Raw genomic sequence first — 14,017 nt, 5'->3', positions numbered from 1 at the left:
CTCGCCTCAGCGAGGAGACCAGCGGGATTCAGGAGGCAATGGTGCCACGGACCAAGGACTTCGGCAACGGAATGACGATCGCCCGTCGCATCGCGGCGAGCCGTCACACGATGCCCTCGGCGATGAGCAAGATCGCCGACGTGGTCACCGGGCACCCCGCCGCGCCCGTGGAGCTGACCATCACCGAGCTGGCGGACCGCGCCGGCACCTCGCCGGCCACCGTCACCCGCTTCTGCCGCGCTCTCGGCTTCGACGGCTACACGCAGTTCCGCGTGGGCGTGGCCAGCGAGATCGGCCGGGGAGACGCGGACGAGAGCTGGCAGGCCGACATCGGCGAGGAGTTCGGGGCGACGGACGAGCCAGGCAAGGTGCTGCAGACGCTGGTCGCGCTGCATGTCGCCAATCTCGAGAGCACCGCGGCGGGCCTCGACCTGGACGACGTCATGCAGGTCGCGAACGCGCTCGCCTCGTCGCGGCACGTCGACATCTACGGAGTCGGCGGAAGCGGCGTGATCGCACGCGAGTTCCAGGGCAGGCTGTATCGCATCGGCGTCAGCGCCCACGCCTGGTCGGACGTGCACGACGGACTCACCAGCGCCGTCATGCAGAGCACCTCGTCGGTCGCGATCGGCATCTCGAGCACCGGCCGCACCGATGAGACCGTGCAGATGCTCTCGCAGGCGGGAGCCGCGGGCGCCTTCACTGTCGCGATCACCCACGATGCCGACTCCTGGCTCGCAGGTCTCGCCGACGTGTCGCTCGCGACAGCCGAGCCGTCCCGCTACCTGCGCCCCGACGACCTGTCCGTCAAGCACTCGCAGCTGCTCGTGCTCGACCTGCTCTACCTCCTGGTCGCACAGCAGATGTTCGGCGAGGCCTCCACACGGCTCGCCGCCAGTGCCATGGCCGTCTCGGCGCACCGCCGTCCGATCCGCGCCGCCAGAGCGGGTCTCGTCCCGGAGGTGGCCCGATGACCGCCGCACCGCACGACCTGCTGCAGCAGGCGACCAGCCGGCTGGAGCGCCTCGCGGCCGATGCCGAGGCCGGCGCCCTCGACGGCGCGATCGCGCTGATGGTTCAGTCGCTCGATCGCGGCGGGATCATCCAGGCGTTCGGCACCGGTCACTCGGAGGCGTTCGCGATGGAGATCGCCGGCCGCGCCGGCGGGCTGATCCCGACCAACCGCTTCGCACTGCGGGACATCGTCATGCACGGCGGACGCGGCGCCGACGTGCTCAGCGCCGCGCTGGAGCGCGAGCCCTGGGTCGTGGACGAGCTGATGGCGACCGTGCCGGTCGGCGACGACGACGTCTTCCTGATCGCCTCCAACTCCGGGGTGAACGGCTCGATCGTCGGCACGGCGCTGTGGGCGAAGGAGCGCGGGCACCAGGTCATCGCGGTCACCAGCCTGCAGCACACCGCTCGCGTGGAGCCCAAGCACCCCAGCGGCAGGCGGCTGAGCGAGATCGCCGACGTCGTCATCGACAACCTCGCCCCGTACGGCGACGCGACGCTCGAGATCTCCGAGGGCATCAGCGCCGGCGCGATCTCCTCCATCACGGCCGCCTTCATCGCGCAGCTGCTGACGCTCGGCGTCGCACGCTCGATCGCCGCACGCGGCGAGATCCCACCGATGTACATCTCCGCCAACATCCCCGGCGGCGATGAGCACAACTCCGTCCTCGAGGACCGCTATGCGGGCCGCCTGAGACGGGGAGCTTGATCCTCCGAGCTCACCCTGGGCCCCTGATCTCCTCGCAGGGTCCGATACCCAACACACCGATCACATCACTACGGAAGGTATGAAGATGGAACTCAAAGAAGCATCCATCAGCCGTCGCAACCTGCTGCGCGGCGCCGCCACCGCTGCGCTCCTGCTGCCGTTCGGCGCGACGCTCGCCTCGTGCGCCGCTCCCGGCGGGGGCGGAGAGGGCACCGGAAGCGGAACGGGAACCGGCAAGGTCTCCGCGGACAACCCGTTCGGCGTCGCGGCGAACTCGAAGGTCGACGCCGTGATCTTCGACGGCGGCTACGGCATCGACTACGTCGAGACCTCGGCCAAGATCATGGAGGGCAACAAGAACCTCGACGGGGTGAGCATCAAGGTCAGCTCCTCGACCAAGATCGCACAGGAGCTGCAGCCCCGCTTCGTCGGCGGCAACCCGCCGGACCTGATCGACAACTCGGGGGCGAACTCGATCGGCTGGAACACCATCCTCGACCAGCTCGAGGAGCTCGACGACGTGCTCGACTCGAACAACCTCGAGGGCGAGAAGATCCGCGACACGCTGTTCGGCGGCGTCGAGGCGCCCGGCACGTTCGACGGCAGGTTCGTCGCGCTGAACTACGTGCTCACCGTCTACGGCATCTGGTACTCCTCCAGCCTGTTCGAGGAGAACGGCTGGGAGGTGCCCACGTCCTGGCAGGATCTGAAGGCTCTGGGCGCCGCGGCGAAGGAGAAGGGCAAGTACCTGTTCCTGTGGGGCAAGGAGGCCGCGACCTACTACAACACGATGGTCGTGGACTCCGCCGTCATCCAGGCCGGCGATGACTTCCGCATCCCGTTCGAGAACCTCGACCCGAAGGCCTGGTCGCACCCCGCCATCCAGAGCATCCTCGAGATCCTGCACGACCTCATCGCATCCGGGTACATGAAGCCCGGCGGCGGCGGCACGCAGTTCACCCAGGCGCAGTCGCAGTGGAGCCTGGACCAGGCGGCGCTGCTGTATCCGTCGGGCTCGTGGATCGAGAACGAGATGAAGAAGACGACCAAGGACGGCTTCGCGATGAAGGGCTTCGCGGAGCTGCCCCTCGACGGCAACCAGACCACCCCGAAGGGCACCATGCGCTCCGAGGCGGGCGAGCCGTTCATCGTCCCCAAGTCGGCCAAGAACCCGGCCGGCGGCAAGGAGCTGCTGCGCACGATGCTCTCGAAGGAGTCCGCTCAGGCGTTCGCCAAGGCGAAGCTCGCTCCGACGATCGTCAAGGACACGGTTCCGGCCGACGGCTACGGCTCGTCCGCGCTCGTGTCGCAGTCGGAGATGCTCGCGGCCGCCGGGTCGAACGTGTTCACCATCAAGTCGACCAACCTGTACGGGATGAACTCCGACCAGCTGCCGATCTGGAACTCGTTCCTGGCCGGCGGGATGTCGGTCGCCGAGCTGACCAAGCAGCTGCAGGCGATCGTCGACAAGGTGCGTGAGGACGACTCCATCAAGAAGATCGAGATCAAGTGAGCTATTCCACCGTCAGCGGTGGACCGGGGCTCGAGACGGCCGCGGTCACTGCGGCCAAGGCGGGGCGGCGCATGCCGCCCCGCCTTGGCGGGCGAAAGCTGACCTTCGACTTCGTCTCGTTCGTGGCGGTCTTCCTCGTCGTGCCGCTCGCGATCTTCCTCGTCTTCGTGATCTCCCCGTTCGCCCAGGCGCTCTACTACGCCATGACGAACTGGACCGGCTTCTCCCCGAACATGGACTTCATCGGCTTCGCCAACTACGTGAAGCTGTTCAACGACTCCATCTTCCGGCAGGCGATGCTCAACAACGTGGTGCTGGCGCTGATCGTCCCGCTGATCACGATCGTCATCGCCCTGATCTTCGCGAGCATGATCACCGTGGGCGGCCCCAGCCACGGTCAGGTGCGCGGCCTGCGCGGCTCCAGCTTCTACCGCGTCATCTCCTTCTTCCCGTACGTGATCCCGGCGATCGTCATCGCGATCCTGTGGAGCATGATCTACTCGCCGACCGGCCTGCTCAACGGAGGGCTGGGAGCGATCGGCCTGGACACGAAGGAGTTCGCCTGGCTCGGCGACGAGCGCACGGCGATGGGCGCGACGATCTTCGTGATCGTGTGGAGCATGGTCGGGTTCTACATGATCCTGTTCATCGCCGCCATCAAGGGCATCCCCGCCGAGACGCTGGAAGCGGCCCGCATCGACGGCGCCGGACGGTTCCGCACCGTCACCTCGATCCTGCTGCCGCAGATGCGCGACAACGTGCAGACCGCATACATCTATCTGGGCATCATGGCGCTGGACGCCTTCGTGTACATGGCGGGACTGAACTCGACCGGAGGCCCCGGCAACAGCACGCTCGTGATGAGCCAGTACCTGTTCCGCACGGCATTCGAGAAGGGCCAATTCGGCCTGGCGACGGCCATGGGCGTGGTCCTCGCCGTGATCACGCTGCTGTTCGCCGCGCTCATCATCGGCGTCTTCCGCCTCATCGGCGGCAAGGATGAAGGAGGACGCGCATGAGCGTCGACACGCGCGCCGCCGTCACGATCGACAGCCGCTCGAGATCCACCCGGTCCGTCCACCGCCCCAAGTCCTCCGCCGGCGACCGTGCCGTCGGGGCCACCTCCCACGTGCTGATGGCCCTGTGGTCGCTCGTGGTGATCCTGCCGATGATCTGGACGCTGATCGGCTCGTTCAAGACGACGAAGGAGATCTTCGCGTCTCCGTTCGGCCTTCCGGCGAACTGGAACTTCGACAACTACGTCAGCGCCTGGATCGACAACAGCTTCGGCCGGATGTTCCTGAACACCGTGATCGTGGTCGGCGTCGCGCTGGTGCTCGTGATGATCCTGGGCGCCATGTGCGCCTACGTGCTCGCGCGGTTCTCGCTCCCGGGCAACAGGGTCATCTACTACCTGATGCTGGCCGGGCTCACGTTCCCGGTGTTCCTCGCCATCGTGCCGCTGTTCATGATCCTGCGGAACATGCAGCTGCTGAACACGCTGCAGGGCCTGATCATCACGTATGTGGCGTTCGCCCTGCCGTTCACGGTGTTCTTCCTGTTCTCGTTCTTCAAGTCGCTGCCGTACGAGATCCAGGAGGCCGCCTACGTGGACGGCGCCAGCGAATGGCGCACCTTCTTCCAGGTGATGCTGCCGATGGCCAAGCCCGGCATGGCCGCGGTCGCGATCATGAACTTCCTGGGGCTGTGGAACCAGTTCCTGCTGCCGATCTCGCTGAACACCAGCACGGAGAACTACGTGCTGTCGCAGGGCATGGCCGCGTACGCGTCGTCGGCGGGCTACGCGCTGGACTTCGGGCAGATGTTCGCCGCGGTGATGATCACGATCATCCCGGTGCTGATCGTCTACATCCTGTTCCAGCGCCAGCTGCAGGGCTCCGTGTCGCAGGGCACGTCCAAGTAGCGGCGATCCGCGTCGCCGGAGGGTCCGGTTCCCGCAAGGGTCCGGGCCCTCCGGCATCCGGAATTCGCATCCGAGAGAACATGACCTACTCTTCTTCCATGACCCTGCGCCGGCCGACCCGCCGGCGCCGCACGGCACTGATGATCGTGAGCGCGCTGGCCGTCGCCCTCACCGTGCTGCTCGGCGTGACGCGACCGTGGGTGCCGCCCGCCGAGACCGCCCCGATCGCGGCGGCGGAGAACGGCGTCTCGCCGGCGCCGCTGGTGCTGCCCGAGCACCCGAAGGTGCTCGTCTTCGGCGACTCGTGGACCTACGGCTCCGCCGCCACTCCGCCCACCGCGGGCTACGCGTACCTGCTCGCGGACCTCATCGACGGCACGACCGTGGTGGACGGCGTGCGCGGCAGCGGCTACCTGAAGCCGGGAATCGACGGACCCGACTACAGGACCCGGATCGACGCGCTCGACGCGTCGATCGACCCCGACCTGATCATCATCCAGGGCTCCATCAACGACCGGCGAGAGAATGCCGCGGCCTTTCCCGCCGCCGTGGACGCCACCTGGAACGCACTGACCGAGAAGTTCCCGGAGGTGCCGATCGTGGTGCTGGGCCCCGCCCCGCACATCCTGCCCGTCGGTGCGTCGACGGCGCGGATCGACCGCGCTCTCGCGCAGCTGGCCGCCCAGCGCGCCTGGTGGTACATCTCTCCCGTGCAGGACCACTGGATCACGCCCGAGAACTACCTGCAGCTGATCGATGTGGAGACCGGGCGCCGCCACCCCTCCAACGCCGGGCACGAGTACCTCGCGCAGAGGGTGCATCAGGCGCTGGAGCGCTTCAGCACGGCCCCGGTCACCGCCGCCGACGGGACCCGTCCGAAGCCGGCGAAGTAGCCGCGGGGTACTCCACCGCGCCGTCGCGGACGACCGCCCCCGGCGTGAGCTGGGCGTCGGCCACGCGGCCGTCCGGCATGAGATGTCCGACGCGGATGCCACGGGCCAGCAGCCCGTCGGCGATGAGACGGCGGTGGCAGCGCCACCAGACCGCCTCCGAGCACATCACCGCCGGCGGATGCCGCGGATCAGCCTGTGCGATGAGCTCGTCCAGCCCGCGCGCGAACTCGGCACCCAGCGCGTAGTCGGCGTAGTTGTGGAAGCTGCGGTTGCGCCACAGGGCGTTCACCGCATCGGGAACATCACGCTGCAGCGGGCGGCGTCCGGTCAGTTCGGCGGCGTGCCGGTAGCGGATGCCGGCCGTCCCCAGGCTGGCATCGAGCTCGTCCTGGTCGAACCACGGGTACCGGCTCGAGCCCGGGAGCCGCCGCACATCCACGATCATCCCCACGGCGGCGTTCTGCAGCAGCGTCAGGAACGCGTCCAGCGGATGCGTGGAATGCCCGACCGTGAGGATCGCCGGATCAGTCATCGACGAGCTTCAGCGCGCTGCCCTTGTGCGCGGCGACGTGGTCGCTCCTGTCGCTGGTGATCTCGTACTGCGGATCGTCGTCGCTCGCGCGGCGGGTGTGGCCCTTGTAGTCGAAGTCGGCGGTGTGCACCTTCGAGATGCGGCCGCTGACGTGTCCGGCTTCGGAATTCCAGGTGACGTGATCGCCCACCTCGAACCTCTCGGTCATCTTGCTCTCCTCTCGCTGTACGCGTGCATGCTCGCGCGGTCGGGAGACGCGGACCACCGGGTTGACAGACGCGCAGGGACGGCTCTGCGGGCGGTGTGCAGCGATCGAAGGTGCGGAACGCATGAGGGGCCGCCTCCAGGCGGCCCCTCATGCGTTCGTCTGTGCCCCCGACAGGAGTCGAACCTGCGACCTACGGTACCGGAAACCGGCGCTCTATCCACTGAGCTACGGAGGCGAACTCATCGAGCCTATCAGTTTCGATTGGCCGTTCCGCGCACCCGGGGAGGCCGTCCCGGCCCCGGGATCCAGGCGATCCCGGTGCCGGCCGCGATCGTGGTCGGCAGGCGATCAGCATCCCGGTTCTCCTGTGCCGTCGCGAGGGTCGCAGGCGTTCAGACGAGGAAGAACGGCAGCAGCCCGGGGTTGTGCGCGTGCACGAGCACGGCGAACACGACGGCGTCGAACAGCAGGTGCACGGTGACCACGTACGCCAGGGAGTGGGTGCGCAGGAAGATCCAGCCCTGCAGCAGTGCGAACGGGATGGTGAGCGCAGGACCCCAGGCGCGGTAGCCGAGCTCCCACAGGAACGACACGAACACGACCGTCTGCAGGACGTTCGCGAGCAGATCCGGGAAGTGCCGCCGCAGCAGCGCGAACACCGTGCAGATGAAGAAGAGCTCGTCCCAGATGCCCACGGCGCCCACACCGACGAAGAGGCGGCCGATGAGTTCGGGCGTGTCGACGACGGGCCAGTTCTGATACACACCGCTGGAGATGAAGTAGTACGGCAGGATCAGCCAGCCGAGCACCAGCACCGCGATCAGCCAGGCCCACTGCCAGCGCGTCCAGCGGCGGTGCGTGCGCCAGGGGAACGAGATCGCGCGGTCGCGGAAGACGAACCGCGACACCAGGTACGGCACGAGCACGGCGCCGCCGAGGGCCAGGGTGAAGCGCAGCATGGCGAGGTCGTCGAGCTGCGCCTCCAGCGAGATAGCGTGCACGATCAGCATCCCGACGGCGATCAGTGCGAGGTCGCGCGTGAGCGACGGCATCCGCTTCTCCCCGATCACCCAGGTCGGCCGGTGCCCCACCGTGACCGTCGCGGCCTGCGGCGCCCGGCGCTCGACGAGCGCCGCCGACCCGACACCGGCGGCGATCAGCACCCACCCCGCCCAGGACCAGCCGAGCACGAAGAATGCGGGTGCCGCCAGGCACACCAGAACGGCCGGGCCCAGCCCTCGCCAGGCGGCGGAGCTCACGCCCGCGACACCCTGCGGTAGGTCAGATCGCGGATGTCGCGCCCCTTGGCGATGCCCTTGCGCTCGAAGGCGGTCATCACGCGACCGTCGAAGCGCTCGGCCCACTCTCCGTCGAAGACCCGCTCGAACTCGGGGGCCTCGTCGAGCACCTCGCGCATCTGCAGCGCGTAGTCCTCCCAGTCGGTCGCCAGGCGCAGCATCCCACCCTCGCCGAGCGCCCGCGCGACTGTCGCCGGGAACCCCGGCCGCACGAGGCGACGCTTGTTGTGGCGCGACTTGTGCCACGGGTCGGGGAAGAAGATCCACACCTCTGATGCCGCGCCCTCCGGCAGGTACGTCGACAGCACCTCGGGCGCGTTCGCCTCCACGAGGCGCAGATTGCGGGCATCCTCACGATCCGCGTCGAGCATCGTCCTGGCGAGTCCGGCTCGGAACACCTCGACGGCCAGGAAGTCGTCATCGGGACGCGACGACGCCGCCGAGACGATCGCGTGCCCCTGGCCCGACCCGATCTCGACGATCAGCGGCGCGGTGCGGCCGTACACGGATGCCACATCGAGCCGGGCATCCGGATGCACCGAGGTGAACGCCACATCGCGCGGCACGTCGATCAGGTAGAACGGCGCGAGCTCCTCGAAGGCCCGTTCCTGGCCCTCAGACATCCGGCCGCTGCGACGGACGAACGAGACCGGCTCGTCACGGAAGGTGCGGGGTTCTGGCATCCCTCCAGGGTACCGGGGCGCTTCACCAGGCTCAGCGACCCGGGGCAGGGCGCTTCGACAGGCTCAGCGACCCAGGCCAGCCAGGACGACTCAGCGCTGTGCGGGGGCGGTGACGAAGTCGATCAGCTCCTCCACGCGCCCGAGCAGCGCCGGCTCGAGGTCGCGGAAAGTGGTCACCCTGGACAGGATGCGCTGCCACGCCCGCGCGATGTCGGCCTGATCCTCGGCTGGCCAGCCGAACGCGCGGCAGATCCCGGTCTTCCAGTCGGTGCCGCGCGGGATCTGCGGCCAGGCGCGGATGCCCATGGCAGCGGGTGTCACGCACTGCCAGACGTCGATGTACGGGTGACCGACTACCTTGAGATGCCTCCCGTGCGGGCCGCGCAGGATCTGCTCGACCATCCGGGTCTCCTTCGATCCCGGCACCAGGTGGTCGACCAGCACGCCGTAGCGGCGGGTCGCGTTCGGCGGCGCCTCGGCCAGCAGCTCGTCGAGTAGGTCGATGCCCTGCAGGTACTCGACCACGACGCCCTCGACCCGCAGGTCGGCGCCCCACACCTTCTCCACGAGCTCGGCGTCATGCCGGCCCTCCACCAGGATGCGGCTGGGCAGCGCGACCTTCGCGCGGTCGTCCGCGACGACGAAGGAGCCGGATGCCGTGCGCCGGGTGCCCTGCTGCTTCGCGGCCGGTGCCACGAGCCGCACGGGCTTCCCCTCCACGAGGAATCCGCCGCCCATCGGGAAGCTGCGGCGGCGCCCCTTCCAGTCCTCCAGCTCGACCATCCCGGCCTCGACACGGGTGATCGCGCCGCAGTAGCCGTCCGTCGCGACCTCGACGACGAGATCCTTCACGGCGGGCACGTCGCTCGCCTTCGTGAAGCCGCGCTCCCGCCAACCCGCCGCGAGCACATCGCTGCCGTACCTGTCGTCCATGCCCTCCAGCGTATGCGTCTGCGCGGAGAGCGAACGGGCAGACGCGAGCGGACGCTGTCGCGTGTCGGCCGCTGTGCATAGACTCGTCGCATGGGGGCACGGCTGCCGTTCGGAGGGAACACTATGCGCAAACGGTCGCTGGCGTGGGTCGCCGTGCTGCTGGGGGTGATCCTCGGCGGGTTCTCGCTGAGTGCAGCCTCCGCGACGGATCCGGGGCCGCTGACCGGGGAGGGCAATGTCACCGACGTCAGCGGAGTGCTCACCGACCAGCAGGTCTCGGCCGCCGACGCGCGGCTGTCGAAGCTGAGGGACGACACCGGCCTGGACCTGTTCGTGGTCTTCGTCCCCCAGTTCACCGGTGCCGACGGCGACACCGACTGGGTCGCGCGGACGGCTGCGGGCAATGGCTTCAACGACCATTCTCAGTACCTCATCGGCATCGCGACGGAGGGCCGGTCGTTCGCCATCGCGGGGCCGAAGCAGGGCGGCCTGATCTCAGCCTCCGACCGCACGCGGATCACCGATGCGATGCTGCCCGCGCTGCGCAACAGCGATTGGGTCGGCTCGATCGACGCCGCAGCCGATCAGGTGCAGGAGATGCTCGTCGACGGTCCCGCGCGCACCGCGCTGGGGTGGACGGTGTTCGGCATCATCGTGCTGCTCGCAGTGGTCGTGCTCGTCATCGTGCTGCTGGTGCGCCGGGCGCGCAAGCACGCGGCGGAGCGCGCGAAGCGCGAGGCCGAGCTCGCAGAGGTCGCGCAGCAGGCGAACATCGCGCTCGTGCGCACGGACGATCTGGTGCGCTCCAGTGAGCAGGAGCTGGAGTACGCCCGTGCCCAGTTCGGCGACGAGGTGATCGGCGACTTCGTCACCGCTCTGCAGACCTCTCGCACGAACCTCGACGAGGCCTTCTCCCTGCAGCAGAAGCTCGATGACGAGATCCCCGACACCGATCAGCAGAGGCTGGAGTGGTCGCAGCGGATCCTGGAGCTGTGCTCGGAGTCGACGAAAGTGCTCGAGGAGCGCAAGGCCGACTTCGATGAACTGCGCAAGCTCGAGCAGAACGCCCCCGCCGCGCTGGACAACGTGCGCCTGCTCCGCGCCGCGGCGGGCGCCGAGGTGGACCGGGCCGAGCAGATCCTCGCCGCGCTCACCTCGTCCTACTCCGCGGCCGCAGTGTCGGCCGTCGTCGACAACCCTGCGCACGCGCGATCGCGCCTCACCTTCACCGACGCCCAGATCCAGGCGGCCGACGGCTTCATCGCCCAGGGCGAGACCGGCGACGCGGCGGTGGCGGTGCGTGCGGCCGAGGGCGCCGTGCAACAGGCCACACAGCTGGAGGACGCGGTCGAGCAGCTGCAGACCGACCTCAGGGATGCCGATGATCGTGCCGCCGCACTCATCGCCGAGCTCAGCAGCGACGTGCAGACCGCCCGCGCGCTGCCCGACTCGCAGGGCGCGGTCACCCAGGCCGTCACGGCCACGGAGCAGGGAATCCGCCAGGCGCAGAGCGTGCTCGGCTCCTCGGGGCGCGATCCGCTCCAGGCGCTGCGGGTGCTCGAGGCGGCGAACGTCGCGATCGACGGCGTGATCGCACGCGTACGCGACGAGCAGGCGAGGCTCCAGCGCGCCGCGGCGATGCTCGGCGATGCCATGCGGCGCGCCCAGGCGCAGATCTCCGCGGCCGAGAGATACATATCGGCCCGCCGCGGCTCGATCATGTCCACTGCCCGCACCCGGCTCTCCGAGGCGCAGGGGATCCTGGGCCAGGCCCAGGCGCTCGCGCAGTCCGACCCCGTGCGCGCGCTCTCACTCGCCCAGCGCTCCGACTCCCTCGCCGCCGAGGCGCTGCGCCTCGCCCAGAACGACTACGGCGGATGGAACGGCGGGGGTGACGACACGCTGGGCGCGCTGCTGGGAGGCATCCTCATCGGGCAGTCGAGCAGTCACCACGGCGGTGGCTGGGGCGGCGGCGGAATGTTCGGCGGCGGAGGAGGCGGCGGCATCTTCGGCGGCGGAGGCGGCGGCATCAGCGGGAGCGGCGGAGGCTTCTTCGGCGGCGGCGGTGGCGGAGGAGGCGGCTTCTCCGTCGGCGGCTTCGGCGGCGGCGGAGGCGGGTTCTCCGGAAGCAGCGGAGGCCACTTCTGACCGGCATCCGTCCCAGACCGCCGACTCCTCACCCCGACCGCTAATCTGACCAGACACGTACACGGCAAGACACCCATCCGAGAAGAAAAAGGAACCACACCATGGCCAAGGAATCCATCTTCGGACGCATCTCCACGCTCGTCCGTGCCAACATCAACGCGCTCCTCGACCAGGCCGAGGATCCGCAGAAGATGATCGACCAGCTGGTCCGCGACTTCACCAACAACATCGCGGACGCCGAGTCGGCCATCGCCGAGACCATCGGCAACCTGCGCCTTCTCGAGCGCGACCACGAGGAGGACGTGCAGTCCGCCAAGGAGTGGGGCAACAAGGCGATCGCCGCCAGCCGCAAGGCCGACGAGCTGCGCGCCGCAGGCAGCACCGCCGACGCGGACAAGTTCGACAGTCTCGCCAAGATCGCGCTCCAGCGTCAGATCAGCTCCGAGCGCGAGGCCAAGGCCGCCGAGCCGCAGATCGATGCGCAGACCGAGATCGTCGAGAAGCTCAAGTCGGGCCTGAACGGCATGAAGGAGAAGCTGGGCGACCTGAAGAACAAGCGCAGCGAGCTGCTCGCCCGCGCGAAGGTGGCCGAGGCCCAGACGAAGGTGCAGGACGCGATCGGCTCCATCAACGTGATGGACCCGACCAGCGAGCTGGGCCGCTTCGAGGACAAGATCCGCCGCCAGGAGGCCATCGCCCAGGGCAAGGCCGAGATCGCGGCGTCCTCGCTCGACGCGCAGTTCGAGAGCCTGGAGGACCTCGGCGAGCTCACCGAGGTCGAGGCCCGGCTCGCCGAGCTCAAGGCCGGCAAGGCACCGGCCGCCATCGAAGCAGAGTGACCCGAGGGGCGGATGCCGCACTCCCGGCATCCGCCCCCATCCCCCGAACGACAGAGATGACCCGATTCCTCATCGTCCCGCAGTGGCAGGGCTCGCCGTCGGCGCGCGCGATGCTCCTGGTCGACGGCGCCTCCGCGATCGCCGGCGACCTGCCGCGCAGGCAGACCACGATGCTGGACGTGCCGCTCGAGGCGGGCGAAGCCCTCGGCACCGACGTGCGCCGGCTCAGCTCGCTGCGGCGCGTGCGCGAACTGGTCGCCGAGCACCTGCACGCCGAGCACCCGGGCGACGCCGATGAGCAGCTGGTCGTCATCGGCGGCGACTGCAGCGTGACCGTGGCCGCGCTCTCGGCCGTGGACACCTCCGACCTCGCGGTGCTGTGGTGCGACGCGCATCCGGATCTGAACGATCCGAGCTCCTCGCCGTCCGGCGCCTTCTCCGGCATGGCGCTGGCAGCCATCCTCGGGGACGGCGAACCGCAGCTGGCGCTGCAGCCTGGCGTCCCCGCCGAGCGGGTCGTGCTGCTCGGCGCACGCAGCGTCGACGCGAGCGAGCGCTCCCGGCTCGGCGCGGTCCGCACGATCAGCGCGGATGACGCCGAGGATCCGGATGCCGTCGTCGCGGCCGTGCGCGCCACCGGCGCAGCGCGGGTGTGGGTGCACATCGACGTCGACGTGATCGATCCGTCCGAGCTGGAGGGCGTGTCCGATGCCGAGCCGTTCGGCGTGCGCGCGGCGGCACTGGCCGCAGCCGTCAGGCAGCTGCGCGAGCACCTTCCGCTGGCGGGAGCGACGATCGCGGGCTTCGCACCGCGCACTCCCCTGGATGCCGTGCGCGACCTGGGCGTGATCCTGCGCCTGATCGGATCCGTGGCGTGAAGGAGCGCAGGAGCGAGGACTGGCGGCTCGCCGCCGCGCACGCGCTGCAGCGCGGGCGGCGCTTCGACCGCGGGATCCCGGCGTTCCTGCTGCGCTCCCCCATCAGCCGGGTCGGCTACTGGTGGGGCACAGCCGTCGGCTGGGTCTGGGGTTCGCTCTGGAGCACCGGCGCCGTCGAGCGCCGCGCGGGGCTGTGGGTGTTCCGCGGTCTGCCAGGCTGGGCGTACGGACGCGGCGGCGTGTGCGTGGGCGGATGCTACCTGACCGGCGACGCCAGTCCCTCCGACGCCGTACTGCGCCACGAGGGCGTGCACAAGCAGCAGTGGCTGCGCTACGGGTTCCTCATGCCCGTGCTGTACCTGCTCGCCGGGCGCAACGCGCTGCGCAACCGGTTCGAGATCGAGGCCGGGCTGGAGGACGGCGGCTACGTGCGCGGGTGATGGCT

At 69.3% G+C, this 14,017-nt stretch carries 15 protein-coding genes and 1 tRNA gene; 10 read left to right on the top strand and 6 right to left on the bottom strand.

Annotated elements, in window-relative coordinates; all coding sequences use genetic code 11:
• Window positions 1-41: 41 nt before the first annotated feature.
• From Q9R19_RS04335 to Q9R19_RS04310, 6 genes are all read left to right on the top strand, one after another.
• The gene (locus Q9R19_RS04335) at window positions 42-974 is read left to right on the top strand and encodes a MurR/RpiR family transcriptional regulator (RefSeq protein ID WP_311255108.1); all 933 of its coding nucleotides are present in this window, start codon (window positions 42-44) and stop codon (window positions 972-974) included.
• Window positions 971-1,723: an SIS domain-containing protein gene (locus Q9R19_RS04330; protein WP_311255107.1), complete on the top strand. Its 753-nt coding sequence runs from the start codon at window positions 971-973 to the stop codon at window positions 1,721-1,723. Before Q9R19_RS04335 ends, Q9R19_RS04330 begins: the two co-directional genes overlap by 4 nt.
• A gap of 85 nt (window positions 1,724-1,808) precedes the next feature.
• Complete coding sequence (ngcE, locus tag Q9R19_RS04325) at window positions 1,809-3,236, top strand: N-acetylglucosamine/diacetylchitobiose ABC transporter substrate-binding protein (RefSeq protein WP_311255106.1); 1,428 nt, start codon at window positions 1,809-1,811, stop codon at window positions 3,234-3,236.
• A 71-nt stretch (window positions 3,237-3,307) separates the two neighbouring features.
• Window positions 3,308-4,255 (top strand): carbohydrate ABC transporter permease, encoded by a 948-nt coding sequence (locus Q9R19_RS04320; RefSeq protein WP_396653460.1) that lies wholly within the window; start codon window positions 3,308-3,310, stop codon window positions 4,253-4,255.
• Window positions 4,252-5,160 (top strand): carbohydrate ABC transporter permease, encoded by a 909-nt coding sequence (locus tag Q9R19_RS04315; RefSeq protein WP_311255104.1) that lies wholly within the window; start codon window positions 4,252-4,254, stop codon window positions 5,158-5,160. The genes Q9R19_RS04320 and Q9R19_RS04315 overlap by 4 nt, the downstream gene beginning before the upstream one ends.
• A 98-nt stretch (window positions 5,161-5,258) precedes the next feature.
• Entirely contained in the window at window positions 5,259-6,053 is a 795-nt protein-coding gene (locus Q9R19_RS04310; protein ID WP_311255103.1) for an SGNH/GDSL hydrolase family protein, read from the top strand.
• Here the strand turns inward: Q9R19_RS04310 and Q9R19_RS04305 are convergent.
• The 6 genes from Q9R19_RS04305 to Q9R19_RS04280 form a co-directional block, all read right to left on the bottom strand.
• Window positions 6,013-6,585 (bottom strand): DUF488 domain-containing protein, encoded by a 573-nt coding sequence (locus Q9R19_RS04305; RefSeq protein WP_311255102.1) that lies wholly within the window; start codon window positions 6,583-6,585, stop codon window positions 6,013-6,015. The two genes, Q9R19_RS04310 and Q9R19_RS04305, sit on opposite strands and share 41 nt — an antisense overlap.
• On the bottom strand, window positions 6,578-6,793 hold the full coding sequence (locus Q9R19_RS04300) for a DUF2945 domain-containing protein (RefSeq protein WP_311255101.1): 216 nt from the start codon (window positions 6,791-6,793) through the stop codon (window positions 6,578-6,580). The genes Q9R19_RS04305 and Q9R19_RS04300 overlap by 8 nt, the downstream gene beginning before the upstream one ends.
• A gap of 162 nt (window positions 6,794-6,955) precedes the next feature.
• A tRNA-Arg gene (locus Q9R19_RS04295) sits at window positions 6,956-7,028 on the bottom strand.
• Between the two features lie 157 nt (window positions 7,029-7,185).
• Window positions 7,186-8,052, bottom strand: coding sequence for a CPBP family intramembrane glutamic endopeptidase (locus tag Q9R19_RS04290; protein WP_311255100.1), 867 nt, complete (start codon window positions 8,050-8,052; stop codon window positions 7,186-7,188).
• Window positions 8,049-8,774, bottom strand: coding sequence for a tRNA (guanosine(46)-N7)-methyltransferase TrmB (gene trmB, locus Q9R19_RS04285; protein ID WP_311255099.1), 726 nt, complete (start codon window positions 8,772-8,774; stop codon window positions 8,049-8,051). Before trmB ends, Q9R19_RS04290 begins: the two co-directional genes overlap by 4 nt.
• Window positions 8,775-8,864: 90 nt before the next feature.
• Window positions 8,865-9,707, bottom strand: coding sequence for a DUF3097 domain-containing protein (locus Q9R19_RS04280; protein WP_311255098.1), 843 nt, complete (start codon window positions 9,705-9,707; stop codon window positions 8,865-8,867).
• A gap of 90 nt (window positions 9,708-9,797) precedes the next feature.
• Here Q9R19_RS04280 and Q9R19_RS04275 point away from each other — a divergent pair, with 90 nt between their 5' ends.
• The 4 genes from Q9R19_RS04275 to Q9R19_RS04260 all read left to right on the top strand — a co-directional run bounded on the left by Q9R19_RS04275 (window position 9,798) and on the right by Q9R19_RS04260 (window position 14,012).
• Window positions 9,798-11,855, top strand: a complete 2,058-nt coding sequence (locus Q9R19_RS04275; protein ID WP_311255097.1) for a TPM domain-containing protein — start codon at window positions 9,798-9,800, stop codon at window positions 11,853-11,855.
• A gap of 101 nt (window positions 11,856-11,956) precedes the next feature.
• On the top strand, window positions 11,957-12,694 hold the full coding sequence (locus Q9R19_RS04270; protein WP_311255096.1) for a PspA/IM30 family protein: 738 nt from the start codon (window positions 11,957-11,959) through the stop codon (window positions 12,692-12,694).
• A 56-nt stretch (window positions 12,695-12,750) separates the two neighbouring features.
• On the top strand, window positions 12,751-13,572 hold the full coding sequence (locus Q9R19_RS04265) for an arginase family protein (protein ID WP_311255095.1): 822 nt from the start codon (window positions 12,751-12,753) through the stop codon (window positions 13,570-13,572).
• Window positions 13,569-14,012, top strand: a complete 444-nt coding sequence (locus Q9R19_RS04260; protein ID WP_311255094.1) for a Fe-S oxidoreductase — start codon at window positions 13,569-13,571, stop codon at window positions 14,010-14,012. Before Q9R19_RS04265 ends, Q9R19_RS04260 begins: the two co-directional genes overlap by 4 nt.
• Window positions 14,013-14,017 lie beyond the last annotated feature (5 nt).

It is taken from the genome of Microbacterium sp. ARD32, from assembly GCF_031844385.1.
Classification (GTDB): domain Bacteria; phylum Actinomycetota; class Actinomycetes; order Actinomycetales; family Microbacteriaceae; genus Microbacterium.
This window is presented reverse-complemented; position numbering and strand designations above follow the sequence as displayed.